Origin of the sequence: Achromobacter sp. ES-001 (assembly GCF_019448355.1) — a bacterium.
GTDB classification, from domain to species: Bacteria; Pseudomonadota; Gammaproteobacteria; order Burkholderiales; family Burkholderiaceae_B; genus Achromobacter; species Achromobacter spanius_B.
The window spans coordinates 6093707-6117641 of record NZ_CP079940.1 but is presented as its reverse complement, the minus strand read 5'-3'; the positions used below and the strand labels follow the sequence as shown (position 1 = coordinate 6117641).

At 57.5% G+C, this 23935-nt stretch carries 23 protein-coding genes and 1 pseudogene; 14 read left to right on the top strand and 10 right to left on the bottom strand.

All coding sequences use genetic code 11. The features are described 5' to 3' along the window. The first annotated feature begins 216 nt into the window (after positions 1–216). The 10 genes from KYT87_RS27680 (at position 217) to KYT87_RS27635 (ending at position 10308) form a co-directional block, all read left to right on the top strand. Complete coding sequence (locus KYT87_RS27680; RefSeq protein WP_100853998.1) at positions 217–675, top strand: hypothetical protein; 459 nt, start codon at positions 217–219, stop codon at positions 673–675. Between the two features lie 7 nt (positions 676–682). Continuing rightward, on the top strand, positions 683–2140 hold the full coding sequence (locus KYT87_RS27675; protein ID WP_100853999.1) for a hypothetical protein: 1458 nt from the start codon (positions 683–685) through the stop codon (positions 2138–2140). A gap of 130 nt (positions 2141–2270) precedes the next feature. Beyond that, a complete protein-coding gene (locus KYT87_RS27670) occupies positions 2271–3323 on the top strand; it encodes a PFL_4669 family integrating conjugative element protein (protein ID WP_100854000.1) in 1053 nt (350 codons plus the stop codon). Positions 3324–3335: 12 nt separating this feature from the next. Continuing rightward, the gene (locus KYT87_RS27665; protein ID WP_126376224.1) at positions 3336–3911 is read left to right on the top strand and encodes a hypothetical protein; all 576 of its coding nucleotides are present in this window, start codon (positions 3336–3338) and stop codon (positions 3909–3911) included. Between the two features lie 371 nt (positions 3912–4282). Then, positions 4283–4690 carry a single-stranded DNA-binding protein gene (locus tag KYT87_RS27660; RefSeq protein WP_223264746.1) on the top strand — a complete coding sequence of 136 codons (408 nt, stop codon included), beginning with the start codon at positions 4283–4285 and terminating at the stop codon, positions 4688–4690. Positions 4691–5213: 523 nt separating this feature from the next. Beyond that, positions 5214–5408, top strand: a complete 195-nt coding sequence (locus tag KYT87_RS27655; RefSeq protein WP_126376222.1) for a hypothetical protein — start codon at positions 5214–5216, stop codon at positions 5406–5408. Then, positions 5386–7929 carry a DNA topoisomerase gene (locus KYT87_RS27650; RefSeq protein WP_100854004.1) on the top strand — a complete coding sequence of 848 codons (2544 nt, stop codon included), beginning with the start codon at positions 5386–5388 and terminating at the stop codon, positions 7927–7929. The genes KYT87_RS27655 and KYT87_RS27650 overlap by 23 nt, the downstream gene beginning before the upstream one ends. After that, positions 7916–8224 carry a hypothetical protein gene (locus KYT87_RS27645; protein WP_126376219.1) on the top strand — a complete coding sequence of 103 codons (309 nt, stop codon included), beginning with the start codon at positions 7916–7918 and terminating at the stop codon, positions 8222–8224. The genes KYT87_RS27650 and KYT87_RS27645 overlap by 14 nt, the downstream gene beginning before the upstream one ends. Positions 8225–8428: 204 nt before the next feature. After that, entirely contained in the window at positions 8429–9112 is a 684-nt protein-coding gene (locus KYT87_RS27640; protein ID WP_223264747.1) for a hypothetical protein, read from the top strand. 149 nt (positions 9113–9261) lie between these two features. Then, positions 9262–10308, top strand: a complete 1047-nt coding sequence (locus KYT87_RS27635; RefSeq protein WP_223264748.1) for a site-specific integrase — start codon at positions 9262–9264, stop codon at positions 10306–10308. Positions 10309–10628: 320 nt separating this feature from the next. Here KYT87_RS27635 and KYT87_RS27630 read toward each other — a convergent pair whose 3' ends face one another. Together KYT87_RS27630 and KYT87_RS27625 are read right to left on the bottom strand one after the other, a co-directional pair. Then, positions 10629–11789: a nickel/cobalt efflux transporter gene (locus KYT87_RS27630; RefSeq protein ID WP_100854007.1), complete on the bottom strand. Its 1161-nt coding sequence runs from the start codon at positions 11787–11789 to the stop codon at positions 10629–10631. A gap of 11 nt (positions 11790–11800) precedes the next feature. Further along, complete coding sequence (locus tag KYT87_RS27625; RefSeq protein WP_100854008.1) at positions 11801–12079, bottom strand: metal-sensing transcriptional repressor; 279 nt, start codon at positions 12077–12079, stop codon at positions 11801–11803. Between the two features lie 130 nt (positions 12080–12209). Here KYT87_RS27625 and KYT87_RS27620 point away from each other — a divergent pair. Then, positions 12210–12451, top strand: a pseudogene (locus KYT87_RS27620) (Chromate resistance protein ChrB); the annotation flags it as partial. A gap of 169 nt (positions 12452–12620) precedes the next feature. Here KYT87_RS27620 and KYT87_RS27615 read toward each other — a convergent pair. The 4 genes from KYT87_RS27615 to KYT87_RS27600 all read right to left on the bottom strand — a co-directional run bounded on the left by KYT87_RS27615 (position 12621) and on the right by KYT87_RS27600 (position 16898). Further along, complete coding sequence (locus KYT87_RS27615; RefSeq protein WP_100854009.1) at positions 12621–13280, bottom strand: thioredoxin domain-containing protein; 660 nt, start codon at positions 13278–13280, stop codon at positions 12621–12623. Continuing rightward, the gene (locus KYT87_RS27610; protein ID WP_223264749.1) at positions 13277–13726 is read right to left on the bottom strand and encodes a disulfide bond formation protein B; all 450 of its coding nucleotides are present in this window, start codon (positions 13724–13726) and stop codon (positions 13277–13279) included. Before KYT87_RS27610 ends, KYT87_RS27615 begins: the two co-directional genes overlap by 4 nt. Positions 13727–14046: 320 nt before the next feature. Then, positions 14047–14679, bottom strand: coding sequence for a cation transporter (locus KYT87_RS27605; protein WP_100854010.1), 633 nt, complete (start codon positions 14677–14679; stop codon positions 14047–14049). A 254-nt stretch (positions 14680–14933) separates the two neighbouring features. After that, the gene (locus tag KYT87_RS27600) at positions 14934–16898 is read right to left on the bottom strand and encodes a heavy metal translocating P-type ATPase (protein WP_100857562.1); all 1965 of its coding nucleotides are present in this window, start codon (positions 16896–16898) and stop codon (positions 14934–14936) included. Between the two features lie 338 nt (positions 16899–17236). On the opposite strand from KYT87_RS27600, the gene KYT87_RS27595 reads away from it, so the two are divergent. Beyond that, entirely contained in the window at positions 17237–17572 is a 336-nt protein-coding gene (locus KYT87_RS27595; protein WP_100854011.1) for a DUF4148 domain-containing protein, read from the top strand. Between the two features lie 106 nt (positions 17573–17678). Next, on the top strand, positions 17679–17960 hold the full coding sequence (locus KYT87_RS27590; RefSeq protein WP_172616204.1) for a DUF4148 domain-containing protein: 282 nt from the start codon (positions 17679–17681) through the stop codon (positions 17958–17960). Positions 17961–18665: 705 nt separating this feature from the next. On the opposite strand, the gene KYT87_RS27585 is transcribed toward KYT87_RS27590, so the two are convergent. Further along, positions 18666–18977: a DUF4148 domain-containing protein gene (locus KYT87_RS27585; protein ID WP_223264750.1), complete on the bottom strand. Its 312-nt coding sequence runs from the start codon at positions 18975–18977 to the stop codon at positions 18666–18668. Positions 18978–19474: 497 nt separating this feature from the next. Here KYT87_RS27585 and KYT87_RS27580 point away from each other — a divergent pair, with 497 nt between their 5' ends. Next, a complete protein-coding gene (locus KYT87_RS27580) occupies positions 19475–20632 on the top strand; it encodes a porin (protein ID WP_100854013.1) in 1158 nt (385 codons plus the stop codon). An 87-nt stretch (positions 20633–20719) separates the two neighbouring features. Here KYT87_RS27580 and KYT87_RS27575 read toward each other — a convergent pair whose 3' ends face one another. The 3 genes from KYT87_RS27575 to KYT87_RS27565 all read right to left on the bottom strand — a co-directional run bounded on the left by KYT87_RS27575 (position 20720) and on the right by KYT87_RS27565 (position 23819). Further along, entirely contained in the window at positions 20720–21439 is a 720-nt protein-coding gene (locus tag KYT87_RS27575; RefSeq protein WP_100854014.1) for a heavy metal response regulator transcription factor, read from the bottom strand. A gap of 356 nt (positions 21440–21795) precedes the next feature. Further along, positions 21796–23130, bottom strand: a complete 1335-nt coding sequence (locus tag KYT87_RS27570) for a heavy metal sensor histidine kinase (RefSeq protein WP_100854015.1) — start codon at positions 23128–23130, stop codon at positions 21796–21798. After that, on the bottom strand, positions 23130–23819 hold the full coding sequence (locus KYT87_RS27565; protein WP_100854016.1) for a heavy metal response regulator transcription factor: 690 nt from the start codon (positions 23817–23819) through the stop codon (positions 23130–23132). Before KYT87_RS27565 ends, KYT87_RS27570 begins: the two co-directional genes overlap by 1 nt. Positions 23820–23935: the final 116 nt, after the last annotated feature.

Genomic DNA, 23935 nt, shown 5'->3' with positions numbered 1-23935 from the left:
ATGGCGGGCCGAGTGGGCTTGGGTAGGAGCGGTCGTGGATAAGCACTTCTTGCTACCTGCCTGCTATGTGATGCCGGCGAAAGGCGCTGCCGACCAGTATGTCGGCACGACGCTCGATTGGTTTCCTCTCGGTCACTATGGACTGCGCACTAGTTCGGCGAACGACCCGCAGTACGGTGCAGGCGAGTGGAGTGAATCGCCCACAGGGAGCCCGCAATGACTAGCTGGGACTTCGCGCTTGACCCATTCGGCAGACAGTTCGTCGCTAGAGCGGAGGCTGCCCCCTCGCCTCATCGGGACCAGGCCAATGAGCACTACCTTCTCAAGGTCTTGGACGCACCAATTACCATTCATCGGGCGTTTGTGGAGCTCGCCGGCAGTCTAAACGCCGCAGCGATCCTCAGCGACCTTGCCGCGCGCGGTGACCTCTCGGAATTAGCGGGAGACTGGGTCTATCTCGACCCGCTCGACTGGCATACACGCCTTGGGCTGTCCTACAAAGAGCAGCTCACTGCCAGAAAGTTGCTGGAGCGAAAGGGACTCCTTGAGACCCTTCGGACAGGAATGCCTCCACGTACCGCCGTGCGCGTCAATTGGCTCGCCGTAGACAAGGAATTGCGCATCCAGGCGAATAATGCCGCCTCGGCTCAGCCCTTGCCCGTCTTGAGCAGCTGACAGTCGTATGTCGACAAATATTGCCTACGACCGCCTGTGGCTGGCATTGAAGCAAAGCCGGCCGATCGCCTTTGGTCTGTTTCTAGCACGCATGACCGGGAATCCAAAGGCGGCGATCGTACTGTCCCAACTCGCGCACTGGACGCGAACGGGGCGCGACGTTGCCCAGACCAACGGCTGGATCTTCAAAACTCAGCAGCAGTGGTGGATGGAGACGGGGCTATCCCGCGCTGAGCTGGACACGGCGCGGCGCCGTCTTCGCACCTTAGGTTTTGTTGAGGAAACGCTTGCCGGCCGGCCGGCGACACTCTGGTACCGAATGAACCTGCCGAACATCGCACGGGCTCTAGAAGTCTGCAGAAAGGAGGCTCTACCAGTCGAGCTGACATTCGAATTCATGCGCGCACCGGAACGTGCCGTACGCGATTTGCTTGGCCCCACCACTGCATACCATCGGATCCTTGCCGATTTGACTGGTGGAGTGAACGCGGGCCTGTTGCTGTCTCGATTGCTGCAGCTGCAACGTCGATCGATCGAATCGGGATATCCCTGGTTCAGTCTGACCGCGCTCAACTGGCAGGAAGACTTGGCCTTGAATCGACGTTCCCTGGAAAACGCGAAAGCTCGGTTGAAAGAGCTTGGGCTGGTCCAGGAATTCCACCTTAATAGAGGCGCTAAACGCGTCTACACGCAGGTGGATCCGGCGTTGTTATGTGAGCTGCTGCAGGAGCAGTTCGCTTCCCAAGCGACGGCCGCTAAAAGGGCTGAGGTGGCAGGTATCGCGACAACCCGTCGCCACCAAGCATTTCAAATGTCCACGGGTGTTGGGGCGCAACTCCAACAAAATCAAAGATCTCCGCAGGCCAATGTACGAATCGAGCAAGCTGGAAATTCCCATTCGGGAAAGCCAGACTGCGCGAAAGATCCATTGCAGATAGACGGAAAAGTACGTAGCAGTTTGCGGGATTCGTCCACTTCTATAAGGGGTACGAATACATCTTCGAAAACAGATACGACCACAACCCACGCACGCGCGCCAGAAGCTGTTTTGCTGCAAAACGCGTCCGTGGTGGTTGATGTGGACATCCTACTGTGGCCCGACGTTCTCCCCGCTGGAAGCCGAGAGGGTGCGACGTCGATCCTTGGCTATGCCCCGGCCGCTGTCCGGCAGACGTTGTTGGACGAGTACGGTGCCAGGGCGCGGAGACAGGCTGTCGCTAACCCTCTCGGGTACCTACGGCGACTTGTGCTCCTGGCCCAACAAGGGCGTTTCGTACCCGAACTTGCGCACCTTGAAGCTCAACGCCGGCGCAACCTTGCAGCCGTCTCCGCCTCGGTAAGGGAAGCGGAGGCCGCTGTGACGGGTGACGTCGCGCCGGCTTTGCAGCCATCGTCGAAAGAAGAAGGCCGCGCCCGCCTGGCAGAGCTGCGAGCGGCGATGGCAGAGCGGAGGGCACGAGCATGAGTGTTTTGCAACAAAACAAGCCGATCCAAGGAATCCGCTCCCCAGTTGACCGCGGTCAGGTGGAGCAGAGTTCTTTTGGAGTGGGCCAGCATCACCCAAATAAACATATTCAACAACGGAGAAGCGCCTGATGGCACCCAAAAAAATGGCGGTTGATTCGTCCCTGTCTGCGTTCGCGACGGCCGACACCTCCCCTTTTCCTGACCGCTATGACCTGGATGGCGAACGTCGCATCCTGGGCCCCTTGCTGGACGAGGATGACCCCGACCCTTCTAACCCGTTCTTCGGGCGCTTGCAGCTCTTCTACGAGCGAGAAGCGGAGTTCAAGCGGATGAGGCAATCTCATGAAGCTCGCGCAGGAGCCGATCCCCTGGTAGGGAACTCCGAGGCGCGACAGATCCGAACGCTGCCATCCCTTGTCGCGGAAAGCCAAGACGTGATGTCCCTTCATACGTTGGAGGCGCTCCGGCTGTTTATGGGCAAAGCAGTTGAGCCGGGCAAGCAAGGGGCTCCCATCGCGGGCGGAAAGCGGGTCGCGGCTGCGTTGCGCTCTCTTTGGTCTCTGTCGTCTAACGATAATCCCTATGCTGATTGGGCATTGGTTGAAACGAAGGCTCGCATCGAAGACGTGCGTGCTTACATCAAGGCGGAGCAAGCGCAGCTTCTTCAGAGGCTGGAAGAGATGAAGAGCAAGGGCCTGACCTATTCGGTCCTCCAGTCGCGCGAGCCAGCGCAGATGCAGCTTGGGTTTGCGTCTCCTTACGGCTACATGGTGGCGCTGCTCATCGTGGAGGTCGACTATTTCACCCGCGTACTCAAGAGCGCCCAGCGCCGCGATCTAGTATCAGGCCGCCAAGGACATGCGTTGCTGCAATCCGTAAAGCACAAGTGCCGGAGCGTATTCGAGCGTGTTCTGTACTGGCAGAAGTACCTGATGAAGGATGAGCTCGTAGCGCTTAGCCGCGTCGATTTTGTAGCCGGGGCCGATGTCGTGGCTCAGCAGCGAGTGCAGGCAGTCAAGAAAATCTTCGGAGACGTGCCCAAGGCGGTGTTCATGGGCGAAGACGCGCCTCGACACACGAAGCGTCGGCTGAACCTCTCGCCGGCAGAGCTGCGCCTATTGGATGCTGTGCCGTTGACGGACGAGGTCACGGCAGGCGTGGATAAGAACTTGCTGGCCTAGGTGGAGGCGATCATGTCATCACCCTCTGTAAATGCTGCGCGGGACCCCAAAGCCGGCTATTCGGCACGTCACGAGTTGCTGGTGTCGAGAACGGGTGCCGGCCTGCCGTCTTATTCGTGCTCATCCGTATCTGTGGACATAAAAGCCTTTAAGGGTAAGGGAGCGTTCCGCTCCCTGTCGCGGCAGTTTGCGAACTCGGTGGCGCAGACAAGGGATGCCATGGACGCTCTCGCGCTGGACACGACCCGTTTCGAGGCAGGGTGTTACCTACGTTTGGTCGAGGAGCGCGGACGTGGAGCGCTGGGTCGCACCCGACTGCGCTGGTGCATCCGAGGGCAAGCTCGGTACGTGCGCTTCGAAGCACTGCGCGACGTTCTGACCGGCCTACCCCCGTCGGTCGTAGAGCACTTTCGGAACTGCGAAGTCCGGGCGGCGGAGCTAAATGTGTTGGAAAACATATTGCGCCATGCGGTCGACCAGGTGGAGTCGTACTTACGAAATGGAGCGCTGCGCCAAAGAACCGGCTTTGGAGAGCCCTCTGCCGTTTTGCTGCAAAACAGCTCGGGCAATGGTGAAGGCGATGCTTAATCGGACGCTCGGTGGCGGGGCGGCAATGGATCGGCTGGTCCGGCCTCTGCTCGCAGCGGCAATGTTCGCGAACGGTCTAGCTGCGATCGGCTCGCTCGTATGGGGAATCTTCCTTTTCCTGGTGGACGCGGAAATATGGGGCATACCTTTTGTCGGATTGTGCCTCTGCCTTGTTCTCGCGGCATGGGCCCACACCGCTTTCGATGATCGGATCGCGCACGCGACTGTTTTGCGGCAAAACGCGAAACCCTATGAACGAAACCAGCAACCTTGATGCCGCTTAAACGGGGCGACTGACCCTGTCCCAGCGTCTCACAAACCCAACGAGGACCAACTTTTTTTGGAGCAGTGATATGGCAATGAGAAGCGAAATGAGCGGCAACGTTCTGATGAACCCCGTTTTGAAGACCGTCAAAGTGAAGGGCGAAGACCGTCAGGTTTGCGAACTTCGCGTGATGTGCTCCGAATACAAATCCGACGGACAAGGCGGGTACGTGCAGGATGATGCGCGGACGTTTCCTGTTCAGGCGACGATTTGGCACGAGGGAACGGCCAAGCGCGTTTATGAAGTCGTGCGGGTCGGCGCCGCAGTCACGGTTGTCGGGGCTACTTACGTGCGGCCCTGGGTCAATGAGCAAACTAATCAAGCTGAAGCCGGTATGTGCATGGACGCCGAACGCGTGACGTTGGGGCTTCAACGGGTGGAGTCTGTGTTGTATCGCTCCAAGGCACAGGTTGATGCACAAAAGGCCCCCGATACAGCGCCGGCCGCGGTCTAACCATATTTCATATTCCCAGGGGTGGCGAGGCCACCTCTGGCGTGGAGAAAGAAGAGATGCGTATCAGCACGAGAAGGCCGAAGTGGGAGCAGTTCCGGGAATCGCACGTCCTGCGCGTTGGCAAAGAGCAACGGGTTCTGGGCAGAGTGGACCTTGTCGGGTCTGTCGGGTACTGGTGGCAGACGGCCGATAAAACGGATGTGGCCTACACGCTCCAGGACGCGAAGCGACGGGTCGAGGATTTTCTTAGGCTCAGCGGTGGTGTGGTCGTACTCAAGGGCGTGGGGGCAGGCCCTGTGGCTCGCGCAGCATAGGGGGCATCATGACTAAACGCGTTTTCGGAGGCTTGGGCTGGGTGCGGAGGCCCGCTGTTGAGCTCGTCGTGGGGATTGCGGTCGTGTTAAGGAGGGCGCGCAATGCGACGATGAGACCTCCGCACATCATGTGGATGGTTTGTGCCCTCGTATGGTCTTGCGGTGTCCTGGGTGCCTTGGCCGCCCATCCCTCGACGGCAGGAGGGACCGTGTATGAACGACTGGCCAAATACCTCATCGGATGTGCGGCCTTGTTGCTCGCCGGGCGCGCGCTTGCGTCGGTCCGGCGGCTCGGCCGCGAGGAGATGACCAGAGCCCACTTTCAGGGCAACGTCGGAACGCGCCCCGGCTGGCCGCGTCAAATTCTTCAGGAGGGTAAAAATGAAGACGCTGATAATTGCTGAGAAGCCCTCAGTCGCGCGCGACATTGCTGCGGCGATTGGTGGATGCCGGCAGGCGGGGAGTTGGTTGGAGGGGGAGCAGTTCGTCGTGAGCTCTGGGATCGGTCACTTGGTGCAGCTCGGCGATCCAGAAGCTGGCCCAATGGTGGCGGGATTCGCTGGGCTCCCACGGATCCCGGAACGGTTTGCCCTCAGCCCAATCCCTGGAACTATCGACCAACTCAAGCTCCTGGGGAAGTTGATCGCTCGCCCGGACGTAGCGCGGGTGGTCAACGCTTGCGACGCTGGCCGGGAAGGCGAGCTGATATTCAACTTGATTTACGAGTTTCACAACGGGCAAAAGCCAGTCTTTCGGATGTGGATCCAATCCATGACTGCGACCGCGATTCGCGAGGCCTACAAAGGCCTGCGGCCGGCCTCCGCCTACGCCAGGCTGAGCGATGCAGCACGTAGCCGGTCGGAGGCTGACTGGCTTGTTGGCATCAATGGGACGAGGGCTGTTTCTGCATTGTCCGAGGCGCTCACAGAGCGGCGGGAACGTAGTTCTGTCGGACGGGTCCAGACGCCTACACTCGCGATTGTTGTTCACCAAGAGCTCGCCATCCGGGCCTTCGTGGCGCGGCCATACTGGGAAGTGCATGGCACGTTCGCCGTGCAAGGCGGCGAGTATGTTGCGCGCTGGCGGGGAGCCTCCGTAGAAGGGGCGGACGGAGCGGATATATCGCACCGCATATGGGATAAATCTAAGGCTGATGCCCTCCCTACCCGATGCCGGGGCGTGGTGCCCACATCGGTGCGCGACGAGTTCAAGGAGGTGTCGAGCGCACCGCCCAAGCTGTTCGACTTGACGACGCTCCAACGGGAGGCGAATAAGCGCTTCAAGTTCTCCGCCAAAAAGACGTTGGACCTGACTCAGGCCCTGTACGAGAAGCATAAGGTCCTTACCTATCCGCGCACGGATTCCAACGCGCTGCCGGAAGACTACCTTGGCAAAGCACAAGCTGTAGTGCAAGCGCTGGGCGCGAGCGCGTACGCTGAGCACGCGAAGCGCATCGTCGACAACAGTTGGGTGCGGCCGGATAAGAGAATCTTCAATAACGCGAAGATCTCGGATCACTTCGCGATCATCCCCACAGGGAAAATTCCGGAAGGGCTGAGCGATGGCGAAGCGAAAGTTTTCGACCTGGTCGTGCGCAGGTTTCTTGCGGCTTTCCATCCCTCAGCAGTCTTCGCCAACACTGAGCGAACAACTGTCGTGGCCGGCGAGGCATTCATTGCATCAGGCCGCGTGCTTCAGGAGGCGGGTTGGATGGCTGTGTACGGCAAGGAACACGATTCGGAAGATGATGGCACATCTCTTTGTCCCCTTGTGGTCGGCGAGAAGGCTTCAAACGCGGGCATGAAGCTGGTAGCGCAAAAGACGAAGCCGCCCACTCGTTTCAACGAGGCGACATTGCTTGGAGCAATGGAGACAGCGGGAAAACTGCTGGAGGACGAAGAGATGCGGGACGCGATGCGCGATCGTGGTCTCGGCACCCCCGCAACGAGGGCTTCCATTCTAGAGGCGCTTCTTGCAGATCAAGACCGCGCCAAGCGCCCGATCGAGCCGTATCTAAGACGGGAAGGCAAGGAGCAGCATCTCGTGCCTACTGAGAAGGGCATCCAGCTCGTTCAGTTCTTGGAGGCAAACGGCCTCGAAGAATTGACGTCGCCCAGGATGACCGGCGATTGGGAGTGCAAGCTTCGACTTATGGAGCGCGCAGAGTATGACCGCTCCAACTTTATGGCCGAATCTGCGTTGTTCGCACGGCGTCTCGTGGATACGCTAAAGGCGCGCGCCGCTGCGGTTCCGCCGGCGCCAAAGAAGGCCCTTGCCGCTCCCTGCCCGCAATGCGGGGCTGGTCTAGAGGCCAGCGCGCGCCAGGTGCAGTGCAGCAAGGACTGCGGATACCGACAGCCCAGGTCGATTGCTGGACGCGAGCTATCCGATGCTGAACTGACTGCGCTTTACATCGATGGCAAAACAGGCCTCCTTGAAGGCTTCGTTAGCAAGGCCAAGCGTCTGTTCAACGCCAAGCTTAAGCTGACTGCAGAACGACGGCTGGAGTTCGAGTTTGAGCCCCGTGCGGAGCCTGTCACTGGTGCGGGCGTCACTGCAGGCGGCACCCAGAAGATCTATCCGTGCCCGCTGTGCCGCAAGCCACTAAGGCTTCGGCAGGGTGCGAAGGGGGCCTTCTGGGGGTGTGCGGCTTATCCAGAGTGCAAACACACACAGCCGGACGACGACGGCAAGCCTGGAGTCCGCACCTCGGCCGTCGCAGCGTCAATGCCTCCCGGGGAGGTGGCTCAGGCATCAGCCAGGAGGACGGTGCCGGCCGGCGCGGTGGGCTCCGGGTGTCCGACCTGCGGCTCCGGCCGGCTTGTTAGCCGCGCATCTGCGACTTCCGATAAGCGGTTCCTAGGCTGCAGTAAGTTCCCGCAGTGCCGCCACTTCGAATGGGAGAAGGGCAATGGCAAACCTTGATGTGCATATCCGATTCAGATCGGCAATTGGATTGATGGGTCAGGTTTCCCTGACGTTTGACGAGGGCGATGGGCGCAATCGGGCGTTTGGCAGACTTGCGATCGATATGGGTCTAGCGAAAGCGGAAGGACCTGTCACAGCGAAGCTTGATGTCGCGTCAATGCGGCAGCTCGTCGACGGAATGATGGAGGCTATGTATGCGATTGAACGGACAGAGCGACTCGAAGGCCAAATGCCAGATCTCCAGGCACCGAGCGCTTATGAGCTGGGCGCTTTGACCGGGGGATTTCCGTGACCTTCATGGCTATCGGCCTTGCTCCCTTTACGGTCAGTTTTGGGGCAAGCGATATTGCTCGCACTACCGTACACACTGCGCGGTGTGTACGGTAGCGAAATCGGTCCGTAATAAATATGACGATTTTCATGATTGATATTCTTGGGACAGAGGAAAATGGGTAGGCCGTCATTTCAGCTAACGGATGACCATGCCAGGCGAATCATGAAGGCGATAGGCGATTTGCAGGTTTCCTTTCCGGCCGCTTCGGATAACCGGGCATTTCTTGATAGGCTGATACGAGTCATTTTGGACGTCACGGGTCGCTTGTATGGCGTGCCGACATACCAGCGGATCTTGCGCGCCTACGCTCCGTCGCGAAGACCATCCACCACGACCATTTTGTCCGTACTGGTCGGGGTGCAAGGATCTTTCGCCAGCTTGCCGGCGCCCGGCGGTGAACCGATGCCCAGCACTGCTACTGTGCCTCGCGCTGCGGCGGCAACTCCCCGGCAGGAGGAGCCGACCGCGGTTCGGCTGCTTGCAGTGGAGCTGGAGGAGCATCACCGCCAGCGTCGGCGGTTGGAAGCTGATATCGCTCGGCTCGAAGCTGCGATACTGGAACAGAGTTGTGAGCTGTCGCGCGCCCAGGGCGAAGTGGGTAGTGCCGAGCGTGCGCTAAACGCTATGGCTGATAAGTTGGCGGAGCTGGTGAACACAGTGACGCACGTCACAGAAGCGGAGAAGGGTGGGCGTGCGTTCGCCCTGCGCGCGATCGAGGCCGCACGAGCAGAAAGCCGCCTATGGCGAGAGCGCTATGAAGGTCTGCAGGCGCTCAGGAGGGAAGAGCAAGCGCTGCTCGACTCGTATCGCCGGGCCGCTTTAGGGGCCGCAGGGGCCGCGCGATGACTGTGCTAGTGGAGAGCCCTTCCCTTCCCATTGCGCGCGATCCTGGGGGCTCTCTAGGAGTTCTGGGGGTCGTTCGCGACGACTGGGACGCAGCCGAGCGTTGGATCCAGGTGCTTGCGGCGCGAAGGCCGCCCGTAAGTCACCATACTTTGGCGAACTATCGACGCGAAATTGCCCGCATCCGGTGGTACTGCGAGTTGGTGGGTTCGGATGGTCCTGGGCGCTGGTCCATTCCCGACGTGACGGGTTATCTCGATTTTCTGCGAGACAGGTCGGGTGACTATCTCTGCGGCAGACGCGCCGCGCGCGCCGGGGATATCGACTGGACACCGTTTCGAGCCAGGCTTGGGGCCTCCGCGCTGGCGAACGCGCAGAAGGTCTTGCATGCACTCCTAAAATTTTGGTTTGAGGCGGGGTACCGGCGGGCTAACCCAATGGCATCGATCGGAAGTGGCGGAGGAGTAGGGCGTGAAGCGCCGCGGCGGCATGCGGTGCCTCCCGATTTGATCGACGAAGTGGTGGATTTTATGGAACAGATTCCATGCACGTCAGTAGAGAAGAAGCTGATGTTTCTGCGGGATCGATTCGTCATTCGCTTGCTGCAATTTACCGGGATGCGCGCAAGTGAAGTCGTGTTAGCCAACATGGGCGACGTGGAGTTGTACGCGGACCCGAAGACCGGTCGTGCGCATTGGTCTTTGTTAGTGAAACATGGCAAGGGCGGAAAAGTCGGACGTGTTGCGGTCCCAGCTCGGGTAATGGACGATCTCCGCGCGTACAGATATGCGTTTGGCTTTCCGCCAGAGCCCGTGTGCGGCGACTCCACCGCGCTGGTCTTATCCACGCGGACTCGAAAGTTGCACCGGACGGACCGAGCGCCGCAATCTGTGGTGGGGCGACGAAGTCAACGGCTGTGGGCTGAGGTGCGCCGGCGCGCGACACTCTGGGACATTGTGTGTGGCGCGTTTTTTCGCTGTGCAAAATCGCTGCGTGAAGCGGGGCGCGAATCCGAGGCCGCGTTGCTGGAACGTGCGTCGACGCATTGGCTTCGACACACGTTCGGCCGCCAGCTCACATTGCGCGGAGTGGACGTCCGAGTTATCGCTAAGGCCATGCGGCATGGCGACGTTCGAACGTCCATGGCCTACACGGAGCTGGACTTTCTGGACGTCGTGAGAGAGCTCGAAAGTCTTTGACGATAGGGCGGGCTGTTGGTGTTGAAATTCATCCAACTTGAGATTTGGTTCACGGAAGTTGGCGTGGCCCGGTACAGCCTCCAATACAAGAGCGCGGTCCGATGCTCGTCCGTTCCTGGCCGATTCTGTTGAAAAACTCGATTATTCCGGCCACGCTCGCACAACCGAAAAATTCGGCCTCTCAGATCGGCTCAGGATCGACGATCGCGACCTCGGCAATGGTTGAAGCACCTCCCAAACGGCCCCAGGTTGATGATCATCGAGTTTTTCAACAGAATCGGCCGGTAGCAGTCATTGAGCCTAGAGGCCTGGCTCTGACACTAGCCGCGGATGCCAAGCCATCCGTTCATCCCCACGTAAATGCCCACGGCGATGATCAGCAGGCTGGAGAGGTAAGGTGCCCGCTGGGCCACCGCGCTGAACCATGGCGCGCGCTTGTTGACCTGGCGCACGCTGAGCGCCGCAACCGTTCCAACCGTCACCAACGTAATGGCCAGCCCGATCGAGAAGCACAGCACCAGCACGGCGCCCAGCGTGAACTCCTTCAACTGAAGGCACAACAAGAGCACGGTAATCGCCGCCGGGCAAGGAATAAGCCCGCCGGTCAGGCCGAACAAAGCGATCTGCCAGTTGGTCACGTTCCGGTTCGTGAAACGCCGGCGGATGTCATTGGCATGCGCCAACTGGTGCGCATCCTGGTATCCCTCGCCCGCCACATCCAGCCCTCGCAGCTCCTCATGGAGGTGGTCATGCTGGTGCACATCCGGCTCCATGAACGCGATGTCATAGCTGTGGACGTGCCCGCCGTGGCCCATGGCCAGGCGCGCCATGAACTCGTGCGGTTCGGGAATTTCCTCGAGCGATTCCAGATAGCCGTCCTTCTGGGCGAAACGGAATTCATGGCGCGCCCCGTCGACCCTCTCGGTCGTCACGGAAACATCTTGCGGCTGCCAGTTTCCGCCCCGAAGGCTGGTCAGCCTCCAGCGCGGCGGAACGCCGTCCTCGAATACCTCCAGCGCGACCAGACCGTGCCCGGTATCGATTTCGTGCCGCTCCAATCCATGGGAATGGCCCTCATGCCCATGGCTGTGTCCGTGCTCATGGTCGTGGTGATGGTGGACATGACTCGCGCCATGCTGGTCTCGCCAGGTGCGCCAGAACATCCATGCCGCGATCAGCACGATGATCATCCCGGACGCCAGCTGGAAATACGGCTCCAGCTCCTCCGCCGCGACTCCGCGCCACAGATACATGCCGCCCAGGCCGATCCCCCACACTATCAGGGTGTGCGAAATGGTCGCGGTGATGCCCAGCAGCACAGCCTGCCACACCGATCCGCGGATCGCGACGATGAACGCCGCCATCATCGTCTTGGAATGGCCGGGCTCCAGTCCGTGCAGAGCACCCAACAGAATGGCGCTGGGAATAAACAGCCAGGCGTGCGACGCACCCTGGGCGATCAGATCGGAGAATGGCAACATGGATAGCGTTCTTAGAGGTACTTGGTGATTTCTTTGAACTCGTCGATCGCGCGCTGCTTGTCCTCGTCCAGCTCGCCCACCGCATCCTGCAGGCAGTGGTCGATATGGTCTTGAATGAGGATCTTCTTGGCCTGGGAAATGGCACGCTCGACGGCATGCAACTGTTGGGCCAGCTCAAGGCAGGGACGGTGTTCTTCTATCATCGACAGAATGCTGCGCAAATGCCCTTCCGCCCGCTTGAGACGTTTGGCCACGGCGTCGTGATGATGATGAGGATCGGGTGTGTTCATGCCGAAATCATATCCTCCCCGGGGGGATGCCACGCGAGAAACCACGTCGCCATTCGGGGAACGAAAAAAAGCTGATGTAGCGATCTCTACATGATTGCAGAGATCGAAACACCTTCTTATTCTGCTCCCTATGGACACCCCGCTCGCCTCCTCCTGGTTTCTGCTTATCGTCAGCCTGCCCACCGGCGGTGCCACGGCGCGCCGCGCATGCGCATCTGGCGCAAGCTCAAGGCCCTGGGCTGCGCCGCGTTGCGCGATGGCGCCTATCTGCTGCCGGCGCAGGCCGAGCAGGTCTCCCAATTGGCCGATCTGGCCGCCGAAACAAACGAGGAAGGCGGCCAAGCCTGGCTGCTGCGGGTCCAGCCCCAGGACGATGACTGGGCGATCTCGAAGCTTAAGCATGGCAGAATGCAGTGAGAGTGAAATTTGCGGCCGTGTGAAAGACTTCACGACACTGCACGCAGTGTCCGTTTATCTCGATATAGCCTGAGATATTGAAGTCGTTATGAATGCCCCGGATGGGCACCCAGCTTCACAATGACTATTTCTTGCTTCCTTGTCGCGCATGCTCAATCGCGGCTGAAAGGTCTTGCGGCGTTAGCTTGCCCAAGCGAGTTCCATTCACAAAGAACGTCGGCGTACCTTTGATGCCCGCCGCATTGGCGTCTGCCTCGTCTGCCCTGATGAGCGCGCTGATGGCAGGATCATGCATGTCTCCCCGCGCCTTTTTCTGATCGAGGCCCGCCTGCGCCGCGGCGCGCCAAGCGGCGGCGACCTCGGGATCATCGTGCCACTCGGGCTGAGCTTCAAGTATCGCTTCCAATACGGGTTCGAATAGGCCCTGCCGACGTGCAGCTTCGAGCATCCGGACGGTTTCCTCAGATCCCTTGTGAAACAGCACATAACGCATGACGACCCGGACCTCGTTCGGATACTTGCTCAAGATCTGTTTGACGTAAGGGTAGAAAGCACGGCATCCCTCGCAAGAGGGATCGAAGAACTCCACGACAGTGACCGGAGCATCGAATTTTCCAATTACCGGGGAATGAAATCGCACCAGCGTCTCAGCTCTCGGCGAATCCGTTCCGGACTGGGCGGCCTCGCGCGCGGGCACGTCCGCCGGCCGCGTGTAAAAAGCGGCGAAGGCAAAGATAGCGATCGAGACAACACTGATGGATATGACAAGAAGGCGTCGATTCATTTGTTGGTGTGATGACGGACAAGGAAGAGGGAAATGACAATCAAAGCGAAAGCGAGCAGCGACACAAAGGGTAGGGGTATGGAACCGAGGATTGCCATCTCTGCCCCCGAGCAAGAAGTCTCTGCCGAGCAGGAGACGATCTCGGGTTCAATCACTCTCCAGTACAACAAGGTGTGATAGCCGGCGAATCCCGCGCCGACTACGGCCAGCGGCATGGCGTAGCGCCAACCGTCATGGTCACCTCTATAGCTAGCGACCCCTAGCACTAGTGCTAGGGGGAACATGAATATCCGCTGGTACCAGCACAACACGCACGGCGTCCTGCCCATTACCTCGCCGATGAATATTGCCGACAGCGTCGCAACCAGGGCTGTTATCCACCCTGTGGCCAGCCAGATGGTGGCGACCTCAACATGACGCTCGGTTCGTGTTGAAACGCTTTTCACCGAAAGCTCCTATCTATACACAGAGAGGGCCGTTGCCCGGGTTCTTCAACGTGCGTCAGCCGTCGTACTTGTGACATGAGGGCTCATACTCGCATTAATGGTAATCCAAAGGCGAGATACCAACCGCCGTCGTCACCAGGAAAATGGCCTATGAGCGGTATGCTTCTTGCAAACCGCAAACCGCAAACCGCAAACCGCAAACCGCAAACCGCAAACCGCAAACCGCAAACAGGCAATGGATCCGATAGCAGATTCAAAGTCCTAGATTCGCAAGTGGTCTCCGTTGAACAAGCGCTCGCAAAGCACAGGCAGTTCTCGGATCAAGGCGTATTCGAGCGGGCTTTTTCTGTCGCTTCTGCTGCGTCGCGGAGAATTTCCCGCCCGCCTTGAGCAGCAACTGCCGACACCACCAACCCGAGGATCAAGTCAGGCACATTTGATTCCGACCACATCACGAGCGCTCCGGACAAGACGATTGCCAAATTCACGATTGAGTCGTTGTTGGTGAAGATGGCCGAAGCCTTGAAATTCACGTCGCCCCCCCGATGACGTTTCAACAGGCGTAGACATATGACGTTTAAAGCGGCGTTGACTGCCGCCATTACCATCATGGCGGGGCCCACCGGCGGTTCCCCGCCAAAAAAACGGCGTAGCACCTCCACAAGCAACATCACCGCGAGGCCGATCAACAACCAACCTGAAAGACGGGCCGCCCGGACCTTGATTTCCCGCGCCCGTCCTACTGCATAGAGGCTAACTCCGTAAACCGATGCGTCTGCCAAGTTGTCCAGTGCGGCGCCTATCAGCGCAGTCGAGGACGCCCATAGGCCCACGCCTAAGCCGGCCACACTCTGTCCGAGATTAATTAGTAGTACCAACGTCAGGGTACGGCGGTCCTCTGAATCGTTGGAGTCGGAACTTTGTATCCTGTCTTTGGCGCAATTTTCTCTCATAGATTTGTCCTTCTTGATGCCGCCAGGTCGCTTGGACTTATTGGGTAGTGTCGATGTTCCGTCCAAACAGATTTCACCTGTCGCCGACTGTGGCCGTCAGCAATCAAAGCTTGTCCTGCAGTAAATCAAAGTTCTCAGCGGAAATGCCAGCATGTGCCCTTTGCGCGCCGGTTGCATCGCCGGACTTAGGTACGTTTACACAGCCGGCTCGATCAGCGGCTTAGCTCCGCTTTTGTATTGGCGCTACAGACGATTTAAGACACCCGGTCGATTCGGTACGTCAGCAAGCGCAAGGCGTTGATCACCACAAGTAAGGTCGATCCTTCATGGAGGGCCACCGCTGCCCCCATGCTTAGCCCCATAATCGTGGCTGGTACCAGAACCGCGACGATCCCGAGACTCACGTAAAGATTCTGGCGAATGACTCGTCGTGTTTGCCGACTTAGGCCGACCACAAAAGGCAAGTGGCGTAGATCGTCAGCCATAAGAGCGACATCCGCGGTCTCGAGCGCGACATCGGAGCCCGCGGCGCCCATGGCGATACCCACAGTCGCGTTCGCCATAGCAGGGGCATCGTTCACTCCATCACCGACCATCGCGATTCGAGATTTTTCCCTGAGTTCGAGAATGACCTTTACTTTGTCGTCCGGCATCAAATCTCCGCGAGCGTCCTCGATGCCGACGTCGGAAGCGATGGTTTTGGCCACTTTCACATGATCGCCGGATATCATCACCATGTTTGAAATGCCGAGCCGCCTTAGCTCCTGCACAGTTTCACGAGCCCCCTGCCGTGGAGTGTCCATCAGTCCTATGGCACCTAGATCGCGATCTCCGAGTCTCACGACCATTGTGGTTCGGCCGTCTTCACGTAGACCGGTCGCCGAAGCCAACGAGTATTGACTAAGCTCGGGGATGCCTGGCGTGCCAAACATCTCGACCTTGCCGATCCAAACTCGCTGGTCCCCTAACTTTGCCGTGATTCCCTGACCGACCAGAGTCTCTACCTCGTTAACCTCTGGAATTGGATACGCTCCGAGCATCTTTTGGCCGTCGCGTGCAATTGCTATAGCGAGAGGATGATCGCTCAGCGACTCAACCGCAACAGCAATCGACATCAATTCTTGGTCGGAGGCGTTAGGGGCGGCCAAGACGTCGGTGACGCGCGGCCGCCCTTCGGTTAGCGTACCAGTCTTGTCAAAAGCAAGTGCATTTAGACGTCCAAGTTCTTCCAGGGGCGCCCCCCCTTTGATCAGGACACCGCCGCGCGCTGCACGAGCTATTCCGGACAAAACCGCACTAGGCGTTGCAATAGCGAGGGCGCACGGGCTGGCAGCGACGAGTACGGCCATTGCTCGATAGAAACTGTCGCGAAACGGTTCGTCAATGACGACCCACGCGAATAGCAAGAGGATCGCGATGCCCAGCACCGTCGGTACAAAAATGTGTTCGAACCTGACAGTAAATCTCTGTGTGGGCGATTTGCTCACTTCAGCCTGCGCAACCATAGCGACGACTCGCGCGAGCGTGGAGTCGCTAGACTTGCGCGTGACCTCTATCTCGAGCAAACCCGACCCATTTATCGTGCCCGCGAATACCAGGGACCTGGATTCGATGAGCGTGGGACGGCTGCGCGCGAGGTTTGCGTCTGCCACCGGAGATTTGTCTACCGGAATGCTCTCACCCGTCACGGGCGCTTGGTCGACGGTTGAGGTTCCCTTGATGACAAAACCGTCGGCAGGAAGCCGCGCGTTTGGCTTAACGAGTACCTCGTCGCCTACGGCGAGTTCTAACACCGCAATTTCAATCACTTCACCCTTGCGTCGAACCCACGCTGTCTTAGGCGCCAGGTCAGCTAAAGCCTCAATTGCGCGCTTTGCGCGGCCCATTGCGAAATGTTCGAGCGCATGACCGATACTGAACAGAAAGAGCAGGAGAGCGCCTTCGGCCCATGCGCCCAATGCGGCCGCTCCCGCGGCAGCTACGAGCATTAAACTATCAATCTCGAGACGCCTTTCGCGCAAATTCTTGATGGCGTCTCCCATGGTAAACGTCCCGCCAAAGGCATACGCTAAGACGTACATGGCAAGAGGAACGCCACCCGGAGCGGAAGTCCACCAGCGTTCGACCACAACACCGATTCCCAGTAACGCACCGCATGTTAATGCAAAGTACAGCTCTGTCGAAGGAGATGGAATTCGCAGAGTAGTTCGGATATTCATGTCGGGACCGTTGTCGTGGTGACGCGCAGCACTTTTAATGAGCCGCTGCACCAAATTCCTGTAAGGGATATTAATCGTGATCGACGCGAGGCAGGTCGAAAAAATTTTTAGTTGCCACCAGCCTAGGCCTGGATCCACTAGGCGGCCTCAGATTTTCCCCTGCAAATGACACGACGTGCGAAAAGAGTTGTCACAATTAAAATTACAATGACAAATATCGGCCTCGTCTGATTACCGATTTGTAATTGTAGTGACTGCAAATTGTCGAGTCGAGATCTTTACATTATTAAGTCAGTCGCACTCTCATGCGACGTTTTATCTGATTAAGGATCATCGATATGAAAGCAATTATCTCTGGCGCTGCCGTCGCACTCGCACTGGCCACCACTGGTACCTCCGCCCAGGCTGACACATTCCATGGCACCAACACGGAAATCGGTTACGAAGTCCATGTTGGCGACAACCCTGTTGGCAAAACCTCGGAGCAAGTGCGGGAGGAGTTACTCGCGGCAAAGGCTAATAAGAAAGAATGGGTTTTCACCAACCTCAATGCTGCCAAGCCGGGGTGGATGGTGAAAACTGAAAAAACGCGTGAACAAGTGGCGCAAGAGCGAGATTCCGTCACGCCTGAAGAGCAAGCACGCATCGATGAGATCTACAACACAGGTGCATAAATGCGGCAATTAGTGTGAGCACGCTGACGCCTAAACGCGTAATAAGGCCGGCGTCGGGTGCTCTTCTAAGCATACGTGGTCGATTGACCGCAAAGAGGTGCTACACATGAAAATTCTACCTGCCGTAATCGTCTCGGTGGCTTTGCTTTCCGGCTGCGCGATAGCCGGTGACCCAGCACCAACGTCAAACGGCGCATTATCACGCGCAGAGGTGCGTGCAGATCTGGCAATGTGGAAACGTGCCGGATTGGACAAGTTTTATCGAGGTAGGAAGTCGCCAGATATCTATAGCGCAGATTACCGAGAGCGGTACGCGACTTATGTAAAACTCCGCAATGGGCCAGAATATAAAAGCGAAGTGACTCGGCTTAATACCGGCGAAAAATAGTCCTACACGCTGTCGGGACTTCCCAATGGGATACGGATTTTTTCCTCATTTCGGCAGCTCTCGATAAGTTGTTCGGCCGGGACGGTCATCACTTGCGTCGTCCCCAGCGACCGGATGCTCCGTTATGAACCGGCAAAAGGTGGCATGAGCCGCGTTCGCGGTGCTTCCTGCGACCTGGGCGAGGCGGTCGTGCCGACCTACAGTTGACCAACGGGTTCCGGATTCCACATGCGTCGGCGTACCCAGCTACGCTCTTCACTTCTCCATAGGTGGTTTACCGGTATAGCCAACCTTATTGGGGGACGCGGGCAAGGAACTATGCGAAAAAGCAGGCTGGCAAGGGGTTCGGACCCGAGACTAGCAACTTGGGCTAGTTAATCACGTCGGCATTCTCTGGGGTATATCGTAGTGGGCCTGCCGTGATGCTATTGAGCTTCGTTCGGTTGGGTGAGGCAGTGCGCAACGGGCGGAAGCCTTGGCTAAGCGCGGAGATGCCAATATTTCTAGCAACCGACGGCGAGGTTTGCGAACTTTGACTTCAATCCAAAGAACGCCCAGCGCTGAACCAAAGCGCTTACCTCGGTGCGCCGGCATTGCAGACCCGCTCCGAAAAAAAGGTGCGCACCGTGACAGCGGTGCGCACCCACAACGACCTCTTCCCTTCGCGGTGGGGGAGGCCGCTCATCAGGCCGGCTGAGGAGCCTTCTAGCGCTTCAAACGGTCCAACTCTTGTTGGTATTCGCCGCCTTTTCGCAGGCGGACATACTCTGCGTATGCCCTCTTGTATTCGCGGCTGTAAAAGTCAGGAGTCTCGCTCTTGTTCCAGAACTCGTCCATTCCCGCCCGCTTCCACATTGCCAGATCTGCGCGGACTTCGGCGCGTGTAAGTCCGCGCTCGGCGCTAGTCGAGTCTGCCGTTCCTATAGCACCCACCGGCGTGGTTGGCTGGGCACTCAAGTAAGAGAGGGGCGCTGCAACCAAGACAGCGGCAGACAGCATTTTGAGAGATATTTTCATCGCCAACTCCATTTGTTTACCGGTCTCGCGCATTGAGGCCGGTATTAATAAAGAATCGTCATTTAACGACGTGTAGAAATTATAGCGAGCTCAGTCGATCCAAACTCCGACGATAAAATTACTTTTTCGTCGCTATTCTGCAATCTGTTTTTCGGTGCGGAATAACGCGTTTAATGAATCTGTTGGCACTGCACAACATCTGGTCGCGCTGCAAGCCGACTTGTATTATTCCTGTTTGAAATTCGGCGTCCGGCATTTTTACATTAGTCTATGTAAAACATGAGGTTGCGTCAGCATTGGGTGACGATATTTAGCTGATTACTCGTAGCTCTCACATTTGTAATCATGCGGTTCGCTTTCTGTCGGTGGGTCCTATCCAGACTTGTCTTCGTGCTCGCAGATAGGAGCTAGCGCATAGCAATGCGCGATGCGAAATAAACATCGTCTTTTCCTATCTGCGAGGCCGTTTAGTCCGCCTTTGTGAATAGGAGAAATTTGTGAAGAAAACTTTACTGCTGACGGTTTGTGCAGCGACTCTGTCTACCGCCGCTTATGCTGAAACGTCGGTCACGCTTTATGGCATCATCGATACCGGGATTGGCTACGCCAAGGTCGATGGTTCTTACGTTGATCCTCAGACGGGCGCGCGATCAGACTTCAAGGCAAGCCGTATTGGGATGACTTCTGGCCAGACGGCCGGGTCGCGGTGGGGCTTGCGCGGGAAGGAGGACCTCGGTGACGGACTGTACGCGACGTTCCGGCTTGAATCGGGATATGACTCCACAGGCGGGACGTCGAGCCAAAACGGACGCCTGTTTGGGCGTGAAGCCACGGTTGGGCTCGGCAGCGATCAGTGGGGCGAATTCCGCATTGGGCGGCAGTACAACATTGCATCGCGCCTGATGGCGTCAATGTACGGCACCGGCTTCGGCGGCGGTTTTACCCAGTTGAACACCGGTGGCGGCCTTGGGTTCAGTGGTTCGAATTTCGTGCGATACGACAACCTAGCGCTGTATGAAACCCCTTCGATCGGCGGTTTCCGTTTGTCTGCCGGCTATGCGTTTAACGCAGATGATCGCAGTGCTGCCCAAACGGGCTTTAAGACGGCCGATAACACTCGAGCGATCACCAGCGGCATCAGCTATGTCAACGGGCCGGTGATGGCCTTTTTTGCGTATGAGCAATTGAACGCGTCAAACAAGCTCTCGTCGGGGCAGACTGCTGCGACGCCGCGCTCTTTTACTGTCGGCGGGTCCTATGACTTCGAGGTGTTCAAGCTGGCATTGGCCTATGAGCGCGCGACGGACGGTTGGTTTGCGGGTAAAAGTCTGCCGTCGAGCGCCACTATCGGATCATTGCGCGGCACTCCTTCCAACGCATTCGTTGACGGCTTCAGCACGAACTCCTATCTGCTGGCTGCGTCCGTGCCTTTGGGCGGAGCCAGCAGCATGTTCGGCTCGTGGCAGCGCGTAGATCCGAACAACAAAGATCTGACTGGCGGCGATTCGACTAGCAACACGTTTGCGTTAGGCTATTCCTACACGCTGTCGAAGCGTACGACGATGTATACGCTTGCGTCGTACACCCAAAACTTTGCGTTCCAGAATGATGCCAAAGCGACGGAAGCTATGGTTGGGTTGCGCCATTCCTTCTAATACTTAACAGGGTAGCGACATAGAGGAAAAAACGAGCTTATCTATGTCGCGCTTCCGCTGTTTCTGAAGCCATGAGCGCGTGATGCACTAAGCAGAGTCCTGTCCCTTGTCGGACTGGTCGCCTTCGCGATGCTCGATGGTGTAGCCCATCCCTCTAACGGTGTGGAGTAGCTTGGTATCGAACGGATCGTCAACCTTTGCGCGAAGCCGTCGAATTGCGACTTCCACGACATTTGTGTTGCTGTTAAAGTTCATATCCCACACTTGCTCGGCGAGCACGAGACGAGACAGCACCTCTCCCGGTCTCCGCATTAGGTATGTCAGTAAGCCGAACTCTTTGGCCGTGAGGTCAATACGGGACGCGCCGCGAACCACGCGTCGCCGGAGGAGGTCAAGCTCCAGGTCCGCTACGCGGAGGACATTTCGCCCCGCCGTGCCATCGCCCGATCCGAGTCCTCGCCTCTTGAGCGCAAAGACTCTCGCCAGGAGCTCGGGCATTGCAAATGGTTTCACCAAATAATCATCGGCTCCCCGCTCCAAGCCGCGAACTCTGTCCTCAAGGCTAGTTCGCGAACTGAGCATCATGACCGGTACGTTGTCGTGCTGGCGAATGCGCTGCAGTACTTCAAACCCATCTAACCCCGGTAAGCCGATGTCCAAGATAACTAGGTCATATTGAGTCACATAGGCGAGTTGAAGTCCGCTAACACCGTCCAATGCGATATCAACGATATAGCTATTCTCTGTGAGACTACGGCGTAGCGTTTCAGCAAGTTTCCGCTCGTCTTCGATAACCAATATTTTCATTTGTCGTTCGGGCACGTCATGGAGAAAAATGACGTTGTGAAAAAAGCGAAGGGCATGAATCGTTATTGGATAGTGCAGGGAAACATAACTTGTTACGCTGTGTTTCGGCTCTTCGCGTCGCTTTATGTGATGGGATACTTTAGCGGTAGAGCTTCGTCAGAATCCGAACTTGTCGATTACGAATCTGCAATCAAAATGAAGGACTGTCGTCGAATTTTGGTCGCGCTCCCGATGGGCGATATTAATAGAGCAAGGCGCTCGTAGCGCGAGGGTTGGGGACGCGTTCTGCACTCTCTGGTCAATAAAAAGCGCCCGCTTTTACAGCGCGCGCCATTTACTAAGGAGTTGGTTTCAACTTAAGAGTCTGCGTACATTGTGAATCCAATAGTTGTGCCCGATCTATCTGATTTTACAAAGGGCATCCCACCGTGCATTCGTGCAATCGCCGCAACAATGGCTAAACCTAGACCATGGTGATTTGCGTCGCTTACACGAGCAGAGTCTGACCGGTAAAAGCGGTAGAAAAGGCGCGGGATATGCTGTTCCTCAATTTGCTCGCCAAAATTGTGAACACTGACACGGACTAGACCGCTCATATCTTTATCGAGCATTACGGTGACGGCCGAACTAGGGTGAGTGTATCGGATCGCGTTAGTAACTAGGTTGGAAACCGCCCGTTGATACAGTGATTTGTCGACCTTACCTGCTTGGTCCCCAATTAGGGTCAGACTGACCCCCGCATCAAGTGCCTCGGCCTCATGATACTCAAGAACCTCTGCAGTAATCGCGCGGAGGCTCAATACGTGGGCTGCCCTTGCCTTGGCACCGCGGTCTGCTTGTGAGAGAAATAGCATATCGTTAACAATTGCCGACATACGCTGTAATTCCTCAAGGTTTGATCCAAGTATGTCTCGCAGTTCGAACGTCGATCGTTTCCCCGCCAACGCAAATTCAGTCTCCCCTATCAGTGTGGCGAGAGGGGTACGCAGTTCATGCGCAACGTCTGCGTTGAAACCTTCCATTTGTACATATGCCCGCTCCAAGCGCTGAAGGACGGCGTTGAATTGCAGCACCAATGGCTTGATTTCCCGTGCTAGTCCTTCTTCACCCAGCCGTTCTCCGATGCGGTCAGGCGAAATCAATGCGGCTTGTCTCGCAACTTCGTGCAGAGGATGAAGGGCTCGTCGCACCAGCACGTTGGCGATAACGGAAACAACAATCGCGCCAACTACTGCGCACGCAAAGAGCGTCCATGCCAGCATTACCCGTAGGCGCACATCGGGGGTTGTATCAAGAAATAGCTCTGCGGTCATTCTTCTGTCCGGCTCACTAGGCGCAGGTAGAGAAAAAATGACATGTATTCGAGATGCGTCGGTCCCCGTGACCTTGGGTTCGCCGTATACGCTTATTTTTCCGTTGATGACGAGCCTCAGCGAAAACTCCGATCTCCCATAGAAGAAATCGTTTAGTTTATGTTCAAGAGCAGGCAGGTCACCTTTGATTGCAAACTCTTCAGCCAAATGTTCGATCACCTCTCGCTTTTGCTCTAGAAGCGCCTGTTGGCGGTGAGAAAGGTTGAGGTTTGTCGCCACATAAACAACAACACAAACAAGCCCGAGGGCCACAAATGTTTGTATTGCGAGCCAGCGCGATAGCCATTGGCGCAGTGAGTTGATCGCGCGAAAGCGCATTACTCGTTCCTCACTTCAAGCACGTATCCCATTCCACGGACAGTGTGGAGCAGCTTAACCTCAAAGGGATCGTCCACCTTTCCACGTAGGCGACGTACCGCGACCTCCACCACATTTGTGTTGCTATTGAAATTGATGTCCCAGACTTGTTCCGCGAGAGCCAGGCGAGATAGGACTTCGCCGTGCTTGCGCATCAGCAGCGCCAGAAGCGTAAATTCTTTTGCTGTCAAGTCGAGACGTGTTCCGCCGCGGTGGGCCTTGCGTCGAAGAAGGTCTAATTCGAGATCGCCCACTCTCATCACGTTCTGCCTGCTGGCCTCTGTGACCACATGGCCGCGTCGACGGCCCAGGGCGAGGACACGAGCCAGTAGTTCGGACAGCGCAAACGGCTTGACCAGGTAATCGTCGGCGCCGTCCTGCAACCCGCGGACTCGGTCCTCAATTTTGTCCCGCGCTGTGAGCATAAGCACCGGCACACGGTCCCTCTTGCGAAGCTCGTGCAGGACTGAAAAGCCGTCCATGCCGGGGAGCATAACGTCCAGAAGTATCAGGTCGTATTGTGTCTCGCGGGCCAGATGCAGTCCGCTTACGCCATCCGATGCGACGTCCACTACGTAATTGTGTTCCGAGAGCGCGCGCTTTAAATATTCAGCCAGTTTGCGCTCATCTTCAACGACCAGGATCTTCATGTTTTCAACCGTTCGAAGTGTAATCGGCACGACCTACGCGGAATCGGGTGCCACTAGATAAAGGAGCGAATTCGGCACGCCATGCCCGTAAAGGCACTTCTGTTGCGGGGATAGGG